Consider the following 21,944-nt stretch of genomic DNA (forward strand, 5'->3'; position numbering starts at 1 on the left):
GATCCTCACCGGCCACGGGGGGCCGGTGCTGGGCCACCAGGGGCGCCGACAGCCGGAACAGGCCCTCAGCGTTGCGATCCTCACCGGGAACGAGGGGCCGGTGCTGGTGGTCCCGGAATCGTTGGTGACGGCCCGGACCTCGTTGACGTTGCGATCCTCACCGGCCACGGGGGGCCGGTGCTGGTACCTCTCGCCGACGGACTACGTGACCGGCATGGCCTGGTTGCGATCCTCACCGGCCACGGGGGGCCGGTGCTGGGCCGAAGGCGTCCATCTGCCGCGCGAGCATTGCCACGTTGCGATCCTCACCGGCCGCGGGGGGCCGGTGCTGGCTGACCTTCAGCGAGAGGGAGGAGCGTCGCACCACGTTGCGATCCTCACAGGCCACGGGGGCCGGTGCTGGGGGGACCGCGTCCGCGGATGGGACCAGGCCGTCGGCGTTGCGATCCTCACCGGCCACGGGGGGCCGGTGCTGGTGGGTGATAGATCGGCCGCGCGTCCCGCTCAGCCCGGACATGTTGCGATACTCACCGGCCACGGGGGCCGGTGCTGGCCTCGCCGTGCTCCAGTTCGTGCTGGTGCGGGCCCGCTGGTTGCGATCCTCACCGGCCACGGGGGGCCGGTGCTGGTGGTTCCTGCCTATGGGTGTCGCTGAGTCGAACCCAGCGTTGCGATCCTCACCGGCCACGGGGGGCCGGTGCTGGTAGGCGGCGTTCTTGCCGTGGCGGGCCGAGAGGCAGATGTTGCGATCCTCACCGGCCACGGGGGGCCGATACTGGTGCAGGTCAAGCACTCAGCTGAGGTACCCGCTGAGGTTGCGATCCTCACCGGCCACGGGGGCCGGTGCTGGCTGGAACTGTGGCACGACGCCACCCAGCTAGGCCGCGTTGCGATCCTCACCGGCCACGGGGGGCCGGTGCTGGCTTCGACGGTGGTCACCTGGATCTCGGTCATCTGTTGCGATCCTCACCAGCCACGGGGGGCCGTTGCTGGCCGCGTTCCGTAGACCACCCGGACCTGTACAGGGTGTTGCGATCCTCACCGGCCACGGGGGGCCGGTGCTGGGACAGACCGATGGGAGAGGACCGGGTCGACCTGGTGTTGCGATCCTCACCGGCCACGGGGGGCCGGTGCTGGCAGGTCCTGGAGGAAAACGCCGGGCGCCTGGACCATGTTGCGATCCTCACCGGCCACGGGGGGCCGGTGCTGGCCGCGAGCCCAGTCCCTCTGAAAGTCCTGAACAGAGAGTTGCGATCCTCACCGGCCACGGGGGCCGGTGCTGGCCCGACCTCGTCCGCATCCTCCAACTCCTCCATGCCGAGTTGCGATCCTCACCGGCCACGGGGGCCGGTGCTGGGTCCAGCTCCCCGACGGCATCGCGCCGCTCACCCGGGAAGTTGCGATCCTCACCGGCCACGGGGGGCCGGTGCTGGGGTTCCCCGGACTCCGCGCGTTCCTTGAGTTCCTTAACGTTGCGATCCTCACCGGCCACGGGGGGCCGGTGCTGGCCCGTCGTCGTCCCTACGAGTACGCCAGGAGCGCTGCGTGTTGCGATCCTCACCGGCCACGGGGGGCCGGTGCTGGGTGGCGAGCCGCTTGACGTCCTGGCGGACGGCGAGCTCGTTGCGATGCTCACCGGCCACGGGGGGCCGGTGCTGGTCGCCCGCGTACTCGTGGCCGTCCGGTATCGGCCCTCGGTTGCGATCCTCACCGGCCACGGGGGGCCGGTGCTGGCGCCGAGCTCGCCGAGCGCGAGGCGGGTGCCCTGTGTTGCGATCCTCACCGGCCACGGGGGGCCGGTGCTGGGCGCCGTGGTAGATCCCGGATGCCCGCCGCCACGGGGGGCCGGTGCTGGCGAGGGCTCGGGCTGGCAGGTCACCACCTTGACGAGGTTGCGATCCTCACCGGCCACGGGGGGCCGGTGCTGGCCCCCGTGTGCCTGGTAAGAAGGTGATCCAGCTTCCCGTTGCGATCCTCACCGGCCACGGGGGGCCGGTGCTGGATCGGACCGCAAGCGCTCTCAGGCTGGCGTTACCTAGTTGCGATCCTCACCGGCCACGGGGGGCCGGTGCTGGATCGAGGCGGCGCCGCACCCCCACCAGGTCGCATGGTTGCGATCCTCACCGGCCACGGGGGGCCGGTGCTGGACTGGAGCCACCAGGCGTCGCATTCGTCCTCGGTGGGGTTGCGATCCTCACCGGCCACGGGGGGCCGGTGCTGGTCAAGGTCCCTCAGCGCAGCCTCGATATCGGTCCGGGTTGCGATCCTCACCGGCCACGGGGGGCCGGTGCTGGGAGACGCGCCGCGCTGGCGAGACGCTCCGTGAGGCGCTGTTGCGATCCTCACCGGCCACGGGGGGCCGGTGCTGGGTGCTGACGCGCCGCGGCCTCGTCCCGATCGAGGACGTGTTGCGATCCTCACCGGCCACGGGGGGCCGGTGCTGGTCGCGATCCGAGCGATCCTCATCGCCGTGGACTGGTGGGTGTTGCGATCCTCACCGGCCACGGGGGGCCGGTGCTGGGCTCGGCACCCGCGCCTTCGACGACCCCGCGTCCGGGTTGCGATCCTCACCGGCCACGGGGGGCCGGTGCTGGCTGGCGGTAGACCTGCTCGCCGAGGGCGGACTCGAAGTTGCGATCCTCACCGGCCACGGGGGGCCGGTGCTGGCAGGGACCTCCCTAGATGTTGAATCCGCGCAGGCTGTTGCGATCCTCACCGGCCACGGGGGGCCGGTGCTGGAACCCCTGATAGCGAGCAAAGGAGCAAGTATGCGGGACATTGTTGCGATCCTCACCGGCCACGGGGGGCCGGTGCTGGGTGTTCTGCACGGCGACCTCGCCGGGTTGACCGGTGTTGCGATCCTCACCGGCCACGGGGGGCCGGTGCTGGAACGGCATTTCCGGCCTCACGGGCTAGCGCCCGACGTTGCGATCCTCACCGGCCACGGGGGGCCGGTGCTGGCGCGACCACGCGCACGACTTTCCGCGTTGCGGTCGGGTTGCGATCCTCACCGGCCACGGGGGGCCGGTGCTGGCGTCGAGACGGGCCAGGACGTACGCGCCCGATCGGGTGTTGCGATCCTCACCGGCCACGGGGGGCCGGTGCTGGAGTCTTTGAGCAGGGTCTTCTGCTGAGAAGGGGTGTTGGGGATAGTTGTGGATGTGCTGGATGTCCGGTTGTTGGCTTTCGAGGGTTGGGTGCGAGTGGCGTGTCGCTTGCCTGCTTGGGGTTCCTAGATCACTAGTGGTCCCCGTGGGTCGATGTCGCGGGGACGGCCGAGGTGTTCCACATCGTCGAGAGCGTGATGGGGCAGGTGGTAAATGCGGATGCTGTCACGTTGAGGGTCGATTACCTGGTGCAGAGCGGCGAGCAGGCGAATCTTGTCTACATCGCGGCAGACGACCTCAAATACTGACTTCTGGACGCGGTGGCCATACGCCTCGCAGATCTTGGCGACGCGACGAAGTCGAGCTTGGCCTTCCGGTGTGACGGTCTCCACGTCGTACGTGATCAGCAGGTCCATGTCAGTTCACGGTCCAGGGCAAGTATTGGTCGAGGTCGCCGCGGACATGGCGGGCCAGGAGACGGGCCTGGATGAGGGGCAGCAGCGCGGCCGGGATATCGCGGCCGAGATGCGCGTGTGGCCAGGTGCGCAGGCGGCTCTGCTGCCAGGCGTTCAGGACGGTACGGCGGCCGGTGTCGGTCAGGCGGACGGCGGGGCCGGGGAGGGTTTCGAAGTCGGTGGTGGTGATTTCCTTGCGATTGAGCAGGGTGATGGCCAGCCGGTCGGCGAGCAGGGGGCGGAATTCTTCCATGAGGTCGAGGGCCAGTGCTGGCTTGCCGGGGCGGATGCCGTGGAGGAAGCCGATGTAGGGGTCGAGGCCGGCTTGTTCGAGGGCACCATGGACGGCGACGCGGAGCATGCCGTACAGGAAGGACAGCAGGGAGTTGAGTGGGTCGGCGGGTGGGCGGCGGCTGCGTTCGAAGGGGTCCGGCGCGGTGGGGCACATGTGTGGGACGGCGGCGAAGTAGTCGCGGGCGGCGGTGCCTTCGGTGCCCATGAGAGCGTCGATGTCGGGGATGTGCCGGGTTTGGTCCAGGCAGTGGGCGTGGCGTTCGGCTGCGGTGCGCAGGCGTTGTTGACGGGGTCCGGTGGTGTCGCGGGCGGCGCGGAGCAGGACCTGACGGCTGTTGTGGATCTTTCCGGCGACCATGCGCTGGGCGATGTGGAGGCGGCTGGTGGGGTCTTCGTGGGCGCGGTGCTGGGCGCGGCGCAGGAGCGGGTTTCCGGCGGTGGGGCCGTTGAGGCGGGCGCGGAATCGGCCGTTGGAGGTGAGCCAGCTGACGCTTCGGCGGTCGTCGGCGCATCTCAGGAGCAGGTCATCGGTGATGGTCACGCCGCCGAACAGGACGATGTGGTCGATGCGGATGAGCGGCAGGATGCGTCGGCCGGGCTGGTCGGCCTGCACGATGCGTACGGTGGCGCCCTCCAGATGGAGGCTGGTACCGGGAGTTTGGACGTAGAGGGTGTTGAGCAGTTCAGTTGTCATGCCAGGCTCCGAGGGGACGGGGGGTGAACAGGTCCCGGGGCTGGGGTTGGGTTCCGGTGATCTCGGGGATGCAGTCGTCACGTAGGGAGCAGCGGCGGCATCGGCGGTCGTTGTGCGCGGGTGGCAGCCGTTCGGCGGCCAGCAGCCTGCGCATCTGCTCGGCGGCGTCGCGTACGGCATCGATGAGCGCATCGTCGATGACGACCTCATGTCGGCGGCGTTCGGCGGCCGAGTAGACATAGCCTGCGGGTACGTGGAATCCGGCTTCCCGTAGGCAGAGTGCTTGTCCGGCGACCTGGAGATCGGCTGCTCCGCTGGGCCGGTAGGCGCCCACCTTGTACTCCACGGGGGTGGCCGTTCCCGCGGTGATCTCCACCAGGTCGCAGACGCCGTGCAAGCCGAAGGCCCGGCTGGCGACAGGCAGGGCGCGGATGAGGGTCAGGCCGCGTCGGCTGCGGGTGCCGGGCAGGTCGACGGCCTGGTGGACAAGGTCGCCGCGGGCGGTGTCGGCGTTGTCGGCCCAGGTGGCCTCGACGTGGATGAGGGCGGCCTGGCGGCGGCAGTAGGCGACGTGTTCGAGGGCTGACAGGGGGATGCTGACGGGGTCGGCATCCCCCTGTTCCTGGGGCGGGTTCAGACCCACAGGTCGGTGCCGCGCCAGAGGGTGACGCCCTCGGGCAGGTCGGCGTCGTCGATGCGACGGGTGTAGTCGCCGCGGTGGCGGGCGGGTTTGTCGGGGTCGGTCAACTGGAGGCGGATGCGCTGGGTCAGGCTGGCGGAGGGGGCGCGGCCGAAGGCGTTGTCGTGGGTGAAGACGTACAGGCCGCACAGGGTCATCTCGCCGCGGGAGGCGGAGCGGTCGTGGTCGAACATCATGGCGAGCGCAGTCCATAGTGTCTGCAGGTCGTCGCTGGTGACGCCGGTTTTCAGGCCGCGGCTGGCGGAGTAGAAGGCGTGCCCGCGGTAGAGGCCGTAGGGAACGGTCCATTTGGAGCCGATCTCGGTGCTCTCGCCCTTGTCGATGTCCGACCTGCGGGTCTGGGTGACCCGTGTGATGGTGTGGTCGATCGGCTGGATCGGGTGCAGGCTGCGGGCGAAGGTCAGTTGCCAGGGGCCGCGGATCTGGCCGGCTCCTGCGGTTTTCTTGCCTTCGTCTTTCTGCCCGGTGCTCAGGACGGCGCCGAACATGCGGATGTCGAAGTACCGTTCGCACAGCCAGCGCTGCTTGTCCTGGATCGATCCGGTGGGCTGGGCGGTGGCCGCCTCGGCGATGCGGTCGTTGAGGGCGTGGCCGGCTTCGACGAAGATGCCGAAGCGGGGGTCGGCGGGTTTGATCTCCGGGACGACGTCGCGGATCTTCCGCTTGAGGGCGACGTCGGTCACCAGTCCTTGTCCGGTTTCGTCGTCGATGCGTGGCTGGTTGCCCGCGTCGGGGTCACCGTTGGGGTTGCCGTCGCTGACGTCGAACAGCAACACGATGTCGTGGCGGAGGGCAGGGTCGAGGTGGGCGCTCACGCGGAGTCTCTTTCGTCGGGGGTGGGGGTGTTGTCGTCTTTGGGGGCGTTGCGCGCCGCGCGTTGCTCGGCGCGCTGCTGGTGGTAGCCGAGGATGAATGCGCTCTTGTCGGCGAGGTTGGTGGTGTGGGGCGGTCCGCCCGCTTCAGCGAGTTGCCGCACGAGGTCGTCCAGGCGGCCGCCGACCGCGCTGGCCCAGCCCGGCTTCTTGCGGCGCATGCGTTTGAGCCAGGCTCGGGAATTCTTGCTGCCGGCGAGCAACACCAGTGCGGGGCTCGTCGTCGCGCGTCCCCAGTACTTGTCCGCGAAGGTCGTGTTGGGCGGCTCGTCTCCTTCGGCGCGTGCGGCTGAGAGTTGGATGTCCTCCAGAACGGCGAAAATCCGTCCCGACAGGTACGCGGGCTGGTTGTTGCCGGGATTGAGGGTGGGCATGTAGAGCTCCCGTTGGTGTTCGGGCAGACGTCGGCGAAGGGCGAGCCGCACGAGCGCGGCCCGTTCCAGGTCCACGCGGCCGTCGGTCGCGATGCGGTGGACCAGGTGGGACAGCAGCTTGGGCGGCAGCGGCTTGGCCAGCAGGGCGCTGCGCAGCAACGCCCAGTACAGGCCGTCGGGGCGGTCGGCACCGGGCTGGCCGAGCTTGGCATAGCTGCCGTTGGCACCGTTTCTGCCGCTGATCCAACGCCCGGCGGCAGCGACCAGACGAGTCACTTTGGGCTGGCGTACCTGCCCGGACCAGGTGTCGAGCATCATGAGGTCGGTGGCCCAGTCGTCCAGGTTGGCCTGAATGATCGGTAACGGCTGCTCGATCCACTGCCTGACCATGACGCGGGAGACGTTCCCGCCGATCGCCATGGCGTAGAACAGGGTGGCGTCATCGCGTTCCAGCGGGGTCGGCGCCCGCCCCCGGGCGGCTGCGGACACGAGCGAGGCGGCCTGCTCGGGATCGGGCGGCTCGAGATAAAGCTGGAGGTCGAACGCTTCGGGGCCCTTGGTCCACCACACCAGGCGGGTGTCCTCCCCGACGACGGTACTGGACCATTGGTCGTTGAGCAGTCGTTCCAGGGTGTCCATCACCTGCAGACCGCACCCGTCGCAGATCGGTGTGAAGACGAGTTGTTCCTGCAGGTCGAACCCGTGTGTCGCCTTGTTGACACTGACCAGGGACGCCCGCTGGGTGGCCTTGGGCACCAGCCGGGCCGGCAGTTGCTGCGGGATCGACTGAAGCAGGTTTCCCACCTGGCCGCACACCAGGCACAGTCCCGTCCGGCCCGTGGACTTGCGGCCGCCGGCGATCTGCTGCCAGAACACGCGTGCCGAGTCGGTATCGTGCAGGAACCGCCGGTCCACCCGGATCGCGATCAGGTCACCGCGGGACCAACCCTCCGGTCGCCGCAGTTGCTGAACGTGGCCGTCGCGGTAGAACCGCTGCAGTGCCTGGCCGGGACCGCCGGGGTCTGCGGTCGCCCACTGGTCGACGAGATCGCGGGACTGCTCGTGCATCCGTGCCACTCGCCCGGGGTCCTTGGTCGCCTCGTCCACCCAGCCGAACAGGTACTCACCGGAGTCGACCGCGAGGGTCGGGGCGATACCCGAGGTCTTGACGATTGAGGGAACGGTGTGGACCACCCCGTTCTTCATGCGGGGTTCGGCGGGGTTGGCGAGCGAGGTGAGTTGCGCGGACGCGAGCGACCCGTCAGCGTTGAGTTCCAGGACGAAGCGGATCACCTTGTCCTGGTAGTACGCGGGGACACCTGCCTTGCCGCTGGCGTGCTCGACGAGGCTCTTCAGCAGCGTCATCGTGCTCCGATCGTCTCAAGGGACGCGGGGATCCCGTGCTCGGGCACGTACAGCACTCCGGCGTCCAGTCGCGCGGTGAACCAGTCCATCGTCACCGGCGGGCCGTGATGGATCGTGTGGATCATCAGGCCGAGATCCTGGCTTGTGGTGATCGGAGGCGTGTCGTCGGGGTTGCCGAATTCGGCGCTGAATTCCTTGGTCCCGAGGAACGGCTGGTGGAAGCAGGCGCCCCGGCTAACCCGCCGCCGGAACTGGTCGCGGTACCCGGCGGCGTTGTGCTTGGCACCGGGCAGCGCTTCGATGTGTGCGTGGATCCGGTAGGCCACCTCGCGCAGGCATACCGCGTTGCGCTGGTCACGGTGGGCGGCGGTGTCCACGCGCTCGCCGCGAAGAGCCGCGTCCAGGGGCACCACCCGGTGCGTCTCGTTCCGCCGCACGGTGAACTGCTGGATCGGCGTGAGCACCTCGATGGCGGCCACACGGTAGCGCATCTGCGGTTTCCAGAAGATCGCTTCCAGGACGCCGCGGGCAGCGGGCGGTGTCATGACCGGATAGGTCACCCGCTCGGCCTTCAGCTCCGGCCGGGAGAACAGGGCGGCGTCCGCACGGACCTGGACCACGACGGGCGGCGCATTGCCGGAAGATCGTTCCAGGCATGGCAGGGGGAAGGCATGGGTCATAGCTGAATTTCCTCACTGACGTATCGCGAATGAAGCGAACGAGAAGCGCAGCCACAGACAGGCAACTGCGCCCATTTGCCCATTTCGTGGCATATCTGAGGATCGATGGATGATTGCGAGCCTCGCCAGTAAACATGGCGCTTCGCCCAGAGTATTCCATCCATCGATTCTCAGAGGGCGGATCGACAAAATATTTCACCCACTTAGAGAACAAACCGCTCCATATCCGGATTTATCTCAATTCCGGTTCTGGAGTCGTATTCTCCAATCCACTCGGCGAGCACGCCATTCCATGCGGTCGGCGAGGAGGCGGGCTGTGGCGTACCGAGGATGGGGCGCAGTTGTGCGATGGCGCCGGGAGTACGAAGCGCGGAGGTGTGGAGAGAGGTCATGTACGGCTGGAGCCGCCGAATGTCGGCCAGGTCCGGTCGCGCAGCCGTACGGACGCGTTCGATCAGCGCCTCCACAACCTCTCGAGCGACCGGGTCCTCCTCTGCTTGGGGCGTGACGACGGTGACTCCGTTCTCCTCGATCATCCGGAAGCTCTCCTTCCGGTCGCGGCGCCCGGTAGCCGGATCCATAGGGCCGTCACGGACCGTCAACAAGTCGAACCTTGCCCGTGCCTCCTGCAGGCGCATCCCACGACTGGTTGGATGCTGAAGGTTGAGCGAGCCGTAAACGTCCTGGTAGTAGGCAGTCAGCGCCTCGGGATCCGCTAAGGAGCGACTGCCGTCCCCGAAGATCTTGAGCGTGGTATCCACCAGCGTCTTGTATGGCGGAGGCTGCCCAGCATCAGCCGCCGCGACAATGACCACACGACCCCGACCTGGCAGGTTCCCGTCGCGGTTGGCGCGGCCGGCGGCCTGCAACAGCGAGTCCGCCGGAGCGATCAACCGGTAGACCACCGGGAAGTCGACATCGACCCCGGCCTCGATGAGTTGCGTCGAAACAAGCTTGACCGACTCGCCGTTCCTCAGACGCTTACGCACGCTGTCCAGTACGCGCCGCCTGTGCATGGCGCACATGCGTGTCGACAGGTGCCATGCGACACCGGGCTGGTCGTCCCAGGCGTTGAAGAGGTTGTTCGCGTCCGCGGTGGTGTTGACCACGACCAATACCTGATCATGGTCACCGGCGGTTTCGGCGACCTCCTCGAGGGTCGGCTGCGGATCGATCCACCACTCGAAATCGACACGCTGCGAACGGGAAATAAGCGCCGGGGCATCCGGCAGCACATCATGCACCGGCAGCTGCTGGAACGGGCTCAGGTCCCAGAACGCAGGCTGGGTCGCCGACGACAGCAGAACGGTGACCCCGAAGTGCTCGACCAGACAGCGAAGCCCATCCAGGATCGGGACCAGTAGTAAATGCGGCAGTGCCTGGATCTCGTCAAGCACGATCACTGACCCCGCCAGCCGGTGCAACCGGCGCATCGCCGCCGGACGACGGTCGAACAGCGACTCGAACAATCGCACCATCGTGGTCACCACGAATGGCGCGCCCCAGTTCTCCGCGGCGAGTCGATCCCAGCCACGCCCGACCGCATCGAAGTCGACACCGCTGTGATGCTCCAGGATCACCCGGTCATCGCCCTCATCGAGCAGTTCCCGATAGACATCGGCGTTCTGCTCAGTGATCGTCAAGAACGGGACCGCCACAACGACCCGGCGCTTGCGATGGGCGGCGGCATGATGGACCGCGAACGCCGCCCCGGAGATCGTTTTCCCGGACCCGGTCGGCGCCGCCAGCCGGAAGATCCCTGGCTCGCGACTGGCTGCGGCCACGCACGCCCGGTAGACCTCATCCCGGATGTCGTCCATCTGTGCCCGCCGACGATCACCACTGAACTTGACCCGCCGGTGGCGCTCGAACCGATCCCGCAGCAGGGCGTAGTCCGCGTCCGCGCTTACCGCCGGATAGGCGCGGCCGACGAAGTGGGCGGATGTGTCCAGGTAGTCGGCGTCGCAGAGCGCGCTGAACACTAACCGCAGCCCCATCTCCTTCACATGCGGATCGGCCTCCCATGCCGTCGGTACAGTAGGCCGCTCCGGCAGCGCGAGTTCGGGAAGCAATTCCGTGAACGCTTCGCCTGCCTGCGCCAGGGCCGCCGCCTCCTTTGCCGTGGACTGCGCCAGCCAGTTCCGAAGTTCGGTAGGTGATGTGAGGCCGCCATGATGGCCCTGGATCGCCATTGCGAACCTGCCCAGACCGCGCTCAGCGGCAAGGTGAGCGCCCAGGCGCTTGTGATCCAAACCGACCGGCTTGCCCGTCCCCTCGACCTCCAGCAACCGCTGCTGCCATGCGCACGACACTTTTCCCGCGTCATGCAAGGCCCCCAGCCACCACGCGATGCGTCCCGCGCCGAACGGCTCCGCAAAGGACGCTCCTAGTTCCGCAGTACCACGCAGATGATCGATCAGAGCATGACGCGTTCCGAACGCATTAACGCTGTGAGCCCAAGGACTGTTCATTTCCCGCCTCCTCGCGTCGACGGGCAGAACACTAGGGGTCGGGTACGACAAATTCGGCTTGGATATACCGGAGCACCCACGGGTAATTTACATGAATATTGCTCATCTTCTTAGGTTGGCGTCGCGCCGAACAGCGATTAGCCAGCCCACGGCGTTTCCGGGAAATGGCAGGGACAGGTCCTTCGCACCAGAGCGACTCGGGTCCGCATCAACGTCAAGGACAAACACCTGACACACACACGACAGACCCCGAACGAAGAACTCGGGAGTCGCCAGCCTCCTGGCCGAACACGGTCGAGTCGATCAACTACGCGTCTGTACAGAGGAGGTGATGTCGGAGCGTCGCGATCGGGGTGGCCGACCAGCAGCTTGATGGCCTCGTCCGCCAGTCCCTGCCTGGCCAGCAGCTCGGCCGAACTGTTTGGTGGCTTGCCGAGCTCAGGTTGATGATGTAGCCCTTGAGCTGGCGAACTCTGTGGTCTTGTCCACTCTCGAACCAGCCAGGCTCGTGGGTTGACTACTGATTCCAGTTCCCGTCTGGGGTCATCCGCGCGCCACGAGGAACGCTGACTGGACGGCGTCCGCCGTGTTCCTCGCCCCGATCGCAGACGGCGATGATCAAGTTTTCAACTTCGTCCGGGGCAGCGGCCTCGGTCGTGGTGTACCAAGGTGTCCGGCAGGAGGACGGCCGCGCACTCGTCCCGCGACCAGCAGTCCCGCCGAACCACTCCGGCTCCCGCGCGAGGTGACCGCCCTAGTCCACGGTTATCAGCCCGGCCACTCGCGAGGTCGGCGCTCGTCGGGCTGTCCGTACGGCGGCGTTAACGGCCGTTCCAGATACGGCGGCGGTAGGAGTGCCCGCTTCCCGGGACAAGGCACCCGGAGGCGGGCACTCCGTGCGGTGCTACGTGTTGCGGTACTTCACCCACGCCCGTCCGGCGGTGGCCGCGCGGGCGCGGTGTTCCCGCGCCTCGGCGGGACCGAATTCCGCCTTGTAGACACGGAACAGCGTCCACAGTGCGGCCAGCGCGGTGACCGCTCGGGCGGGCGCGTCCTGCCATCCGGGCAGCTGGCTAAGAATGCTTTCGGCCTGCTCAGGGGTGTGCCCGGCCTCGATGAGGCGTGGCGCGAGCATGACGCCGTCGACCCATGCCGCGCCCCGGGAGGCGAACGACCAGTCGATGACGAACACGCCGCGGTCCGTCATGCGCAGGTTCCCGGGGTGCAGGTCGTAGTGGAGCAGCGTCTCCCCGGCCAGGTCCTCGATGTCGAACCCGTCCAGCGCTCGCTCGTACATGGCCCGGTCGGGGATCATGTCGGCGCGTGGGCCGAGCATGTGCGCGCCTTTGCGCAGCAGTGCGGTGACGTTGTCGGCCACGAACGGCGCGGTGGCCGGGCACGGCGTGAGGATGCGGTGCATTCCGGCGACGGTGCCGAACACGAGCGGCAGGTCCGGAGAGCCGGGTGACAGGTCCGCGCCGCGGCCGTCGATGTACTCGAACAGCATGACGAGCCAGCCGCCGGTGCGCGCGGACCAAGTCATGCGCGGTGCGGGTACGGCTTCAGGGAGCACGGCGCCTGCCCACATCTCGCGCTCGTACAGCGGCGCGGCCGGGCTGTCGTCGGCGACTGCCTTGAGGAACACCTGACCGCCACCCTCGACGTGCAGGTGAATGGCCGTCCCCGGCATGAGTCCCTGGCTTGCGGACTCGGCCTTGAGGACTTCGCCGGCCTCAGCCGTGACGGCGTCGCGGACCTGCTCGGGTAGGTCATCCCAGGTGGGTCGGGTCATGTCAGCCTCCGCTCGGGTCGTCGACGCAGCCCGCGTAGCACTGACTGCATTCGCTGGTCGGGATCCAAAGCTCGACGTCGACCGGCAGCCCGGCGGCGCGCATGGCCTCGACCGTAGCGCCGACCCGGGTGGCCGGGCTGGAGGTTTCAACGTCCGCCGTGTCGTCGTCGGGCCGGTGGTGGATCATCCGCCCGGCGACGCGCTGGCAGAGTTCGGCGTATTCCCGCGTGTACAGGATCAGGGTGTGCCAGCCGATGTCCACGATCTTGGACGGGGCGAGACCGAGGCCCGGGTTGGCCGCGCACGCCAGCAGGAACGCCAGCGTCTGGGCGAGGATGCGGTCGGCCTGGTGGGCGTGCTCCGGGTGGTCGAGCCGGATGCGCGCGGTGAGCTGGTCGTGCAGCTTCTCGGGGATAAGGGCCCTCATCGTTGTGAGGGTTGGGGGTGAGGTCACGGGGGTTTCCCCTCCTCGTGATGGCGACCTTGATGAGGTCGGTCGGATAGTCGCGACGGGGTTCACCCCGCCGAATAGGTAGCTATCTATTGCGGAGTGTGAGTCGAACGTGGCGGGTCGTCAATAGGTAGTGATGTAATCGGCGGACCGCATCACAGGAGGCACCATGGCTCGCTGGCAGGAGGTCGCTGACGCGCTCCGCGCCGCCATCACGTCCGGCGCGTTCCCACCCGGCAGCAAGATCCCAAAGGAAGAGGAACTGGAAGAGCGGTACGGGGTGAGCCGTACCACGATCCGCCGTGCCGTTGCGGCCCTCGCCGCCGAGGGCCTCCTCAGCCCAGTACGAAAGGGCGGCACCTACGTTCAGCCCCACCCCGCCCGGCGTCCGGTCACGCTGGATACACAGGTGCATCGGGACGAACTGGGCTACTACTTCTCGGCCGCAGTGCAGGAACTGCGCGCTCTGCAACCGCCTACCGTCACCATCGGTCCCTGCCCTCCGGATCTCCTCACCGTGCTTGCCCTGGAGCCGGGCGCCGAGGTCATCATCCGGGATCGGGTCATGGGAGACCCGGCCACAGGCAAGGCCGCGCAGCTTGCGACCTCTTATCTGCCTGCGGATCTGGCCGCTGACACCATCCTTGCCGAGGCCGACACCGGACAGGGCGGGATCTACGACCGGATGGAGCGAGACCTCGGCTGGGGGCGCCTGGAGTGGGCGGGGAGAATCTCGGCGCGCGCTGCGACGCCGGAGGAGGTGCGACTGCTCGGGCTCGCGCCTGGCGTTCCGGTGCTGTGCGTCACACGCACGACGACCGCGACAGACGGGTCAGTACGGGGGCGGGTCGTCGAGGTGAACGTCACCCGTCGTGACGCCTCGCTGTGGGAGGTTGGCTATCCGATCGCGCGCGCCTGAGCAGCCGTCTGAGTCGGCGGTTTCGACCTCGCAGAGGGGTACGGGCAAGTCTGCAGCCGGATGATCGCGGCGGCGACCAAACCGGCCCACCGCCATCACCCGGCTAAGCCGGATTCTTCTACTCCCAGCGCGTCGACGCCGCCGCCATCGAGGCGAGCTGGCGCCCTGAGCCATCGCCCCCAACGCGTTGCCGTGACCGATACGGTATTCCGATGAGTCACACTGGCCTCGAGCAGCGCACAACCGACTCCTGCCTCGCCGATACACGCGTGGCGATCACTGAGTACGATGACGCGCTGGCCTGGCTGGAGGTCGCGATGAAAGGCCCGATGGACCCGATCGCGGCGGAGGTGTGGGCGTTCGACGAGACCTTCGAGCATGTGCTGCTGGTGAAGCACCGCTGGCGGGGCTGGGTTCCTCCGGGAGGAACGGTCGAGGCGGGCGAGACTCCTCGTGAGGCCGCCCTGAGGGAGCTGCGAGAGGAAACCGGGCAGGAGGCCCATTTACTGGAGTTGCCCGCTGCGGTGACAGTGCGTGCCTACCGAGCGGACTGGACGCCCACGCTCGGCCTCTCCTACGCGGCAGTCCTGGATGGTTCGGCCGACGTGGTAGGCGAGAGCCACCAGCCCGCCGCATGGGTCCCGCTGCAGCACGACTGGGAGGGGGTTTTCCCCGAGGACCTGCCCCGGATCCGGGCCTTCGCCGGGCAGCTGAAATCTACGTAGATTGCCGCGACCGGTTTATCAGACCGGTTCAGTCCAGAGCGTCGACTGCGCTGAGCTCACACGGTCGAGGGACGGAGTGGTGACGTCCAGGCCTCGCGGGTGGCGTGCTGGCACAGTTCGCTGGTCAGGGCGGCGGGACCGAGGTCATCAGCGCGCCCAGGGCGCGCCTCGATCCCTATAAGTTGCGATCATCACCGGTCACGGGGGCCGGCGCTGGAGCCATGGGCGCACGTGGAGCGCCGAACGGGGGTCGTTGCGATCCTCACCGGCCACGGGGGTCGGTGCTGGGGTCTGGGTCTTCGGCCCGGCGGTGTGGTGCACGAAGTTGCGATCCTCACCGGCCACGGGGGGCCGGTGCTGGCTCCGTTGTCCAGCATCTTGTGCGCCGCGGTTCCCCGGTTGCGATCCTCACCGGCCACGGGGGGCCGGTGCTGGCACGAGCGTCCCGAACATGTACGTGCTCGCGTCGTAGGTGTTGCGATCCTCACCGGCCATGGGGGGCCGGTGCTGGTGGTTCGGGAAGCGTGCGGCGGACGAGCTGGCCCGCGCTGTTGCGATCCTCACCGGCCACGGGGGGCCGGTGCTGGCGAGCGCCTTGACGTCCTCCTTCGACGGCCGCCCAGCGACGTTGCGATCCTCACCGACCACGGGGGGCGGTGCTGGCCTCATCATCGCACTCGTCAACCTCAAGCCCGGTACGGGGTTGCGATCCTCACCGACCACGGGGGGCCGGTGCTGGCGGATGTGAACCGATGGTTTGGACCGTTTCATAAGAGTTGCGATCCTCACCGACCACGGGGGGCCGGTGCTGGCTCGGGTTGAGCAGGCCGCCGCGCTGGTGGCGGCCGTTGCGATCCTCACCGACCACGGGGGCCGGTGCTGGGACTCATGAGCCGCCGCAGGATGACGAGTTCATTGAAGTTGCGATCCTCACCGACCACGGGGGGCCGGTGCTGGCCCTCGGCGTCCCCGGCAGGCCGCACGAACAGCGGGTTGCGATCCTCACCGACCACGGGGGGCCGGTGCTGGTGTCGCCGTAGCGGGCGTTGAGCAGGTCCCACTTGAAATTGCGATCCTCCCCGACCACGGGGGGCCGGTGCTGGTTGGACATCTCGTTCCTCCTACAGTCCGAGCGCCAGTTGCGATCCTCACCGACCACGGGGGGCCGGTGCTGGCGCCCGCGGCTTACAGGGTGTAGCACCCTGGAACATGAGGTTGCGATCCTCACCGACCACGGGGGGCCGGTGCTGGGATCAGCGCGCGTGACGCGCTCGGGAGCCTGCCGAACCAGTTGCGATCCTCACCGACCACGGGGGGCCGGTGCTGGTGCGTTTGCTCAGGTCCCGTAGCCGGTCCTCGGGGAGCCAGTTGCGATCCTCACCGACCACGGGGGGCCGGTGCTGGCCCGTTGGGGGTGAGCGTCCATTCCTCGATCGGCGTGAGTTGCGATCCTCACCGACCACGGGGGGCCGGTGCTGGGACCTAGTGGACAAGCGCACCCGATGAACGACCTTCAAGTTGCGATCCTCACCGACCAGGGGGGCCGGTGCTGGGATCGAGGCCGAGCCACACGGTTGATACCGTGCAGCGGTTGCGATCCTCACCGACCACGGGGGGCCGGTGCTGGCTCGACGTACCCCACGACGTACCCCCCCGACCAATGGTTGCGATCCTCACCGACCACGGGGGCCGGTGCTGGCTGGGTGGCGACGCCGCCGGTGACGACATCGCTCAAGTTGCGATCCTCACCGACCACGGGGGGCCGGTGCTGGCCCCACCGTGTACACGCCATCCCGGAACGCCGTCGTTGCGATCCTCACCGACCACGGGGGGCCGGTGCTGGTCGGCCTTCTCCGAGATGGTTTCGGCCAGCACCATGTTGCGATCCTCACCGACCACGGGGGGCCGGTGCTGGCCTCGCGGGCCTGGGCGACGATGCGCGCCACCCACTCGTTGCGATCCTCACCGACCACGGGGGGCCGGTGCTGGGCTGTTCGGCCGCGACGAGGACGGCAACGCCGTCCGGTTGCGATCCTCACCGACCACGGGGGCCGGTGCTGGTTCGCCGCCCGGCTGATCCCCGAGTTCAGCTCCGCGTTGCGATCCTCACCGACCACGGGGGGGCGGTGCTGGTGGGCCAGGGCGTCGGCCGCCGTGGACTTGACGGCGTTGCGATCCTCACCGACCACGGGGGGCCGGTGCTGGCCGTCCCGCCGCCCGCGCTACGCCGTGCCGACTCGCCGTTGCGATCCTCACCGACCACGGGGGGCCGGTGCTGGCGCTCCCCCACCAAAGGGACCGAAACCATGGCTACACCGTTGCGATCCTCACCGACCACGGGGGGCCGGTGCTGGCAGAGACAGTGCCCCCATGGCGGTGTCAGCGGCGATCGCGTTGCGATCCTCACCGACCACGGGGGGCCGGTGCTGGCCGTGCAGCTGCACGGGGGAGGTCCGCACCGCAGGAAGTTGCGATCCTCACCGACCACGGGGGGCCGGTGCTGGCGGCGCCCACGGATGGCCTCTCCGTTGCCGACCGGCCGTTGCGATCCTCACCGACCACGGGGGGCCGGTGCTGGAGTCGGGGGTTGGCTTCAACACTCTGTCCCGGGTCGAGTTGCGATCCTCACCGACCACGGGGGGCCGGTGCTGGCCCGTTGGATGACCTCCTCCGACTTGGACACGATTCCGTCGTTGCGATCCTCACCGACCACGGGGGGCCGGTGCTGGACGACGCCATCGCAACAGAGTCTCCTCAATCAGTCGGGGTTGCGATCCTCACCGACCACGGGGGGCCGGTGCTGGCGAGGATCACCATCAGCAGCCCGATGATGACCACGAGTTGCGATCCTCACCGACCACGGGGGCCGGTGCTGGCTCCAGACGGGCGGGAAATTCCGGACCTGGATGCGATCTGGTTGCGATCCTCACCGACCACGGGGGCCGGTGCTGGGTATGACCCCCCACTCGTCTCCTCCGGGCGTAGGGTTGCGATCCTCACCGACCACGGGGGGCCGGTGCTGGACGGCGGCGCCGTCGGCGACCTGCAGCGTGTCGCCGCAGTTGCGATCCTCACCGACCACGGGGGGCCGGTGCTGGCACGAGCACCGTGCTCACATCGGCGCCGGCCGAAACGTTGCGATCCTCACCGACCACGGGGGGCCGGCGCTGGGACGGCGTGCCGCCGGAAATCTGCACCGTCAGCTTGTTGCGATCCTCACCGACCACGGGGGGCCGGTGCTGGCCCAGGGCCGCGCCGGGCTGGTCTTCCCCACCGAGGACGTTGCGATCCTCACCGACCACGGGGGGCCGGTGCTGGTCCTACCACCACTTCTACGGCCTGGCCCGCCGCCTCGGCGTTGCGATCCTCACCGACCACGGGGGGCCGGTGCTGGGCCGTCAGGACTTGGAAATTTGGGGGCCCAAAGGGCGTTGCGATCCTCACCGACCACGGGGGGCCGGTGCTGGGCCCGCTACCTGCCCACACCTCCGAACTGGACCCCCGTTGCGATCCTCACCGACCACGGGGGGCCGGTGCTGGGTTGCCGCTGGATCTGTTCTTCGGCGAGGAGAGCGTTGCGATCCTCACCGACCACGGGGGGCCGGTGCTGGCTCGCCCGCGAAACCGAGGCGTGTGGGTCTCCATGGTTGCGATCCTCACCGACCACGGGGGGCCGGTGCTGGGCGCTGCCGGCGATCTGGTTCTGGGCGTGCTCCCAGGTTGCGATCCTCACCGACCACGGGGGGCCGGTGCTGGCTGGAGTCCTTCGAATGGCTGGACGCCCACCCCGAGTTGAGGGTTGCGATCCTCACCGACCACGGGGGGCCGGTGCTGGCTGGTGGCGTGGTCGCTACGGGCGAGGGACATCCAGGTTGCGATCCTCACCGACCACGGGGGGCCGGTGCTGGATGGGCCAGCGCACACCGACGGCGCGTTCCCGTTGTGGTTGCGATCCTCACCGACCACGGGGGGCCGGTGCTGGTTGGCGGCTGATGCCGACTTCATGGCCGATGACCTCGTTGCGATCCTCACCGACCACGGGGGGCCGGTGCTGGGCCGGTCTGAACGGTCATCGCTTGCCCCACTTCTCGTTGCGATCCTCACCGACCACGGGGGGCCGGTGCTGGGGGCACCTCGCAGAAAGAGGTAGGTCCATCATGCCCCAGTTGCGATCCTCACCGACCACGGGGGGCCGGTGCTGGCGGGCCCCGCCCCGGCCGAAGCCGAGGCGGGGGTGGGGTTGCGATCCTCACCGACCACGGGGGGCCGGTGCTGGCCGGTATAGCCAGGCGATGCCCACAAATTCGCAGAGTTGCGATCCTCACCGACCACGGGGGGCCGGTGCTGGCTGGCCTAGAGCCTCCGCTGACCCGTGGCAGTGCGTGGCGGTTGCGATCCTCACCGACCACGGGGGGCCGGTGCTGGGAGCCCTCAGAGGCGGTTTTCATCGCCCACACCCGCCGGTTGCGATCCTCACCGACCACGGGGGGCCGGTGCTGGGTCGTGCGATTGAGCTGGTCGAAAGCGGTCAATCGCGTTGCGATCCTCACCGACCACGGGGGGCCGGTGCTGGTTCCTTCACGGCCACGGGCGCAACACCGGCCAGCAGTTGCGATCCTCACCGACCACGGGGGGCCGGTGCTGGTGGCAGTGACCGAGTACCCCGGGGCGAGAATGCTGCTCGGTTGCGATCCTCACCGACCACGGGGGGCCGGTGCTGGAGTCTTTGAGCAGGGTCTTCTTCTGAGAAGAGATGTTGGGGGTAGTTGTGGATGTGCTGGATGTCCGGTTGTTGGCCTTCGAAGGTTGGGTGCGAGTGGCGTGTCGCTTGCCTGCTTAGGGTTCCTAGATCACTAATGGTCCTCGTGAACTCAGCGTAAGTGCACGATGGCAAATCATGCCCGGCGAATGTCGCACCACGTAAGACGAAACACGCCGGACAATCTGAACGCCAGCGCTGACCACGTTCCGGCTCGCGCGGACAGGCATCGGTCCCGATGGCGTGAACTCGGTACAGCCAACGTGAACCTTCCCAATCCGCCACCCCCCGCTACTGGGGGAAGACATACAGGTAGGAGCGGTAGGTGAGGGCGTGCTGCCAAGCCGCATCCCGCCACACCAGATGCCGGACGACGGCGACGGGATCGTCGGTCTGCTCGAAGCCGATGAACCGGTCGGACTCGTCGAACCGTAGGTACACCGGCTGGGCCGCGACCGCCTCAGCGCGTGCCCCCAGCGAGCGGACCTTCCGCCGGGTACTGAGCGGGGCCGTGCTGCCGCCCGCACGTCGAGGAATGACAGCCATGAGGTGCTGCAGTTCCACGACCCGACGGCAGGTCACAAAGCGGATTCATCTTCTGTCGATCTTCCTGGTGGACGTCCAGGAATATCCCAGAGCATTGGCGGCAGTATCCAGGCCGGGCACTACGTTCGGAGCATGCCGCCCTTGACGTCCCCTCCCCCGAACCTGGAACCTTCACGGAATCCTGACACGAACGGATGAGTAGGAGTTCGTTTCCCTCTCCACCTGGGCGGTTGGAGAGGGAAACGCGGACCTACCCGTCGTGGTGTTCGCTTTCGCAGGCAAGAACGAGACCCGCACATAGCAGCGATCGGCTGCCCTTTTACGCCCCGTCCCCATACGTGAGGCTCGGCGGCACTAGGTCCTCCGTACCAGACACCTCGCTCCCTACCACAGCGGTGGACTGCGTCCTTTCCTTCTCCACCTCAGCGATGATCTCCTCCGCTTCGCGCTGCTCCAATCCCCAACGGCGCATCAGTGGGCGCCGGCCGATGCGCTGCTTACCCTCGCCAAGGCTGTCGATGTAGCTGAGCCGTGCCGCTTCATGCCGGTCGATAGGCAGCACCGGCACCACCCGTTCCACCTCGACCACGGTCTCCAAGTGCTGGCACACGTGCTCTTGCGCCTCAACCGCCTCCGAGGGGCGCCGATTGTTGCGGACGATCCACATCAGCAGCTCGTACGCTCCCGCGAAAGCCAGCGGTGCCAGGGCACTGACCAGCCGCGATCCGAGTCCACCGGACCAGCCATGCGCCACATTCGCCGCCAGTGTCACCGCACCTCCCAGGGCGAGCGCCACCCACGCCAGCACTGGCACACGAAGCCGACGACGCGAGCAATAGACCATCACCAGCGAAGCCATGACGATCACGCCGTCGGACATCGCCGGATACAGGATGGCCATGTCGTGCCGCTCACCCAGAGCGATCGCAAGACCGTAGAAGTGGTGGTAGGAGACGTAGGCAGCCGCGCCGGCGACCGCCAGCAGAACAGCCACCGCAGAGCCCAGGATGATCCGGTCTCCGTACTGATCGCGCTGAGTGCGCTCGACCCAGGCTCCTTCGATCGGAACCACCCCCTCGGCAATTGCTGGTGTCGAGGGGCGGCGCGCGGCCTGGCTTCCGAGTCGATCAGGTTGCTGGGATGAAGAAAGGGGCTCGGTGCTGCAATCACCGAGCGCCTGCCCCCTTACCAGCGCTGTTCTGGGCGCAGTTGAGATCCTCTGCTGAGGATGCTGAACTGGCGGTTGCTGGGCTCCTCCGGCATGGGTGTGTGCCGCGAGGTAGGAGCCAATCTCGTTGAGGTGGGTGCGGGCACCGCCTCCCTGCGCGCCTATTCCGGACATGAGATGTCCAGCCATGGAGCGTCGGTGCTGCTCAGGAGATGGGCGAACGGTTCAAGTCCCCCCTCGGACACCAGGAAAAGCCCTGCTCAGCTGGGCTTTCTTCATGTCGGGGTTGCAACACAGCCTGATCGACGTCAGGCGAAGAGGGCGGACACGGTCTCGGCGGCTTCCGCCTGCATGCCCTTACATAACGTGCGCGTAGATGTTCATCGTGATCGACGGGTTCGCGTGCCTCTTGTTCTCCCAGTCGATGTCCTGCCAGCGAAGCCCAAGCGCCTCGCCTCTCCGCACGTCGCGCCACCGCTCGGCGCCGGCCACCCGGATCTCCTTGCAGCGCAGTTGTTCGTGGAGCGAGGGCCGGGCTTGACGCTTGGCGATTTCATGTCCCACACTGCGGA

At 68.1% G+C, this 21,944-nt stretch carries 14 protein-coding genes and 5 CRISPR repeat arrays (1 of these 19 only partly in view); of the genes, 2 read left to right on the forward strand and 12 right to left on the reverse strand.

The window, feature by feature from the left end; genetic code table 11:
* Positions 1–333: a CRISPR direct-repeat array (repeat unit 37 nt; unit sequence GTTGCGATCCTCACCGGCCACGGGGGGCCGGTGCTGG) (it extends 220 nt beyond the left edge of the window).
* Between the two features lie 553 nt (positions 334–886).
* A CRISPR array of direct repeats spans positions 887–1,211; the repeat unit is 37 nt; unit sequence GTTGCGATCCTCACCGGCCACGGGGGGCCGGTGCTGG.
* 110 nt (positions 1,212–1,321) lie between these two features.
* A CRISPR array of direct repeats spans positions 1,322–3,108; the repeat unit is 37 nt; unit sequence GTTGCGATCCTCACCGGCCACGGGGGGCCGGTGCTGG.
* Between the two features lie 124 nt (positions 3,109–3,232).
* From cas2 to KIP79_RS24710, 9 genes are all read right to left on the reverse strand, one after another.
* Positions 3,233–3,523, reverse strand: a complete 291-nt coding sequence (gene cas2, locus KIP79_RS24670; RefSeq protein WP_214107283.1) for a CRISPR-associated endonuclease Cas2 — start codon at positions 3,521–3,523, stop codon at positions 3,233–3,235.
* Between the two features lies 1 nt (position 3,524).
* Positions 3,525–4,550 carry a type I-C CRISPR-associated endonuclease Cas1c gene (cas1c, locus tag KIP79_RS24675; protein WP_214107284.1) on the reverse strand — a complete coding sequence of 342 codons (1,026 nt, stop codon included), beginning with the start codon at positions 4,548–4,550 and terminating at the stop codon, positions 3,525–3,527.
* Positions 4,540–5,193: a CRISPR-associated protein Cas4 gene (gene cas4 / locus KIP79_RS24680; protein WP_214107285.1), complete on the reverse strand. Its 654-nt coding sequence runs from the start codon at positions 5,191–5,193 to the stop codon at positions 4,540–4,542. The genes cas1c and cas4 overlap by 11 nt, the downstream gene beginning before the upstream one ends.
* Entirely contained in the window at positions 5,184–6,065 is an 882-nt protein-coding gene (gene cas7c, locus KIP79_RS24685; RefSeq protein ID WP_214107286.1) for a type I-C CRISPR-associated protein Cas7/Csd2, read from the reverse strand. Before cas7c ends, cas4 begins: the two co-directional genes overlap by 10 nt.
* The gene (gene cas8c / locus KIP79_RS24690; RefSeq protein WP_214107287.1) at positions 6,062–7,861 is read right to left on the reverse strand and encodes a type I-C CRISPR-associated protein Cas8c/Csd1; all 1,800 of its coding nucleotides are present in this window, start codon (positions 7,859–7,861) and stop codon (positions 6,062–6,064) included. Before cas8c ends, cas7c begins: the two co-directional genes overlap by 4 nt.
* Positions 7,858–8,541, reverse strand: a complete 684-nt coding sequence (gene cas5c, locus KIP79_RS24695; protein ID WP_214107288.1) for a type I-C CRISPR-associated protein Cas5c — start codon at positions 8,539–8,541, stop codon at positions 7,858–7,860. Before cas5c ends, cas8c begins: the two co-directional genes overlap by 4 nt.
* A gap of 203 nt (positions 8,542–8,744) precedes the next feature.
* A complete protein-coding gene (cas3, locus tag KIP79_RS24700; RefSeq protein WP_214107289.1) occupies positions 8,745–11,012 on the reverse strand; it encodes a CRISPR-associated helicase Cas3' in 2,268 nt (755 codons plus the stop codon).
* Positions 11,013–11,916: 904 nt separating this feature from the next.
* Entirely contained in the window at positions 11,917–12,804 is an 888-nt protein-coding gene (locus tag KIP79_RS24705; RefSeq protein WP_214107290.1) for a phosphotransferase, read from the reverse strand.
* A 1-nt stretch (position 12,805) separates the two neighbouring features.
* Entirely contained in the window at positions 12,806–13,231 is a 426-nt protein-coding gene (locus KIP79_RS24710; RefSeq protein ID WP_214107291.1) for a glycine-rich domain-containing protein, read from the reverse strand.
* Between the two features lie 193 nt (positions 13,232–13,424).
* Between KIP79_RS24710 and KIP79_RS24715 the strand changes: the two genes are divergently transcribed.
* Complete coding sequence (locus KIP79_RS24715; protein ID WP_214107292.1) at positions 13,425–14,174, forward strand: GntR family transcriptional regulator; 750 nt, start codon at positions 13,425–13,427, stop codon at positions 14,172–14,174.
* 269 nt (positions 14,175–14,443) lie between these two features.
* Positions 14,444–14,899 (forward strand): NUDIX domain-containing protein, encoded by a 456-nt coding sequence (locus tag KIP79_RS24720; RefSeq protein WP_308169869.1) that lies wholly within the window; start codon positions 14,444–14,446, stop codon positions 14,897–14,899.
* Between the two features lie 2,096 nt (positions 14,900–16,995).
* Positions 16,996–17,704: a CRISPR direct-repeat array (repeat unit 37 nt; unit sequence GTTGCGATCCTCACCGACCACGGGGGGCCGGTGCTGG).
* Between the two features lie 111 nt (positions 17,705–17,815).
* A CRISPR array of direct repeats spans positions 17,816–19,620; the repeat unit is 37 nt; unit sequence GTTGCGATCCTCACCGACCACGGGGGGCCGGTGCTGG.
* A gap of 329 nt (positions 19,621–19,949) precedes the next feature.
* Here KIP79_RS24720 and KIP79_RS24725 read toward each other — a convergent pair.
* From KIP79_RS24725 to KIP79_RS24735, 3 genes are all read right to left on the reverse strand, one after another.
* Complete coding sequence (locus KIP79_RS24725; protein WP_214107293.1) at positions 19,950–20,222, reverse strand: DUF6879 family protein; 273 nt, start codon at positions 20,220–20,222, stop codon at positions 19,950–19,952.
* Positions 20,223–20,523: 301 nt separating this feature from the next.
* Positions 20,524–21,276, reverse strand: coding sequence for a DUF2637 domain-containing protein (locus KIP79_RS24730; protein WP_214107294.1), 753 nt, complete (start codon positions 21,274–21,276; stop codon positions 20,524–20,526).
* Positions 21,277–21,729: 453 nt separating this feature from the next.
* On the reverse strand, positions 21,730–21,936 hold the full coding sequence (locus KIP79_RS24735; RefSeq protein ID WP_214107295.1) for a hypothetical protein: 207 nt from the start codon (positions 21,934–21,936) through the stop codon (positions 21,730–21,732).
* Positions 21,937–21,944 lie beyond the last annotated feature (8 nt).

Source organism: Acrocarpospora catenulata, assembly GCF_018476525.1.
GTDB classification, from domain to species: Bacteria; Actinomycetota; Actinomycetes; order Streptosporangiales; family Streptosporangiaceae; genus Acrocarpospora; species Acrocarpospora catenulata.

Excerpts from the sequence above, each read along its gene's own strand:
- cas2 (WP_214107283.1), bottom strand. The coding sequence starts at position 3,523 with ATGGACCTGCTGATCACGTACGACGTGGAGACCGTCACACCGGAAGGC.
- cas1c (WP_214107284.1), bottom strand. The coding sequence starts at position 4,550 with ATGACAACTGAACTGCTCAACACCCTCTACGTCCAAACTCCCGGTACC.
- cas8c (WP_214107287.1), bottom strand. The coding sequence starts at position 7,861 with ATGACGCTGCTGAAGAGCCTCGTCGAGCACGCCAGCGGCAAGGCAGGT.
- cas5c (WP_214107288.1), bottom strand. The coding sequence starts at position 8,541 with ATGACCCATGCCTTCCCCCTGCCATGCCTGGAACGATCTTCCGGCAAT.
- cas3 (WP_214107289.1), bottom strand. The coding sequence starts at position 11,012 with ATGAACAGTCCTTGGGCTCACAGCGTTAATGCGTTCGGAACGCGTCAT.
- KIP79_RS24705 (WP_214107290.1), bottom strand. The coding sequence starts at position 12,804 with ATGACCCGACCCACCTGGGATGACCTACCCGAGCAGGTCCGCGACGCC.
- KIP79_RS24710 (WP_214107291.1), bottom strand. The coding sequence starts at position 13,231 with ATGAGGGCCCTTATCCCCGAGAAGCTGCACGACCAGCTCACCGCGCGC.
- KIP79_RS24715 (WP_214107292.1), top strand. The coding sequence starts at position 13,425 with ATGGCTCGCTGGCAGGAGGTCGCTGACGCGCTCCGCGCCGCCATCACG.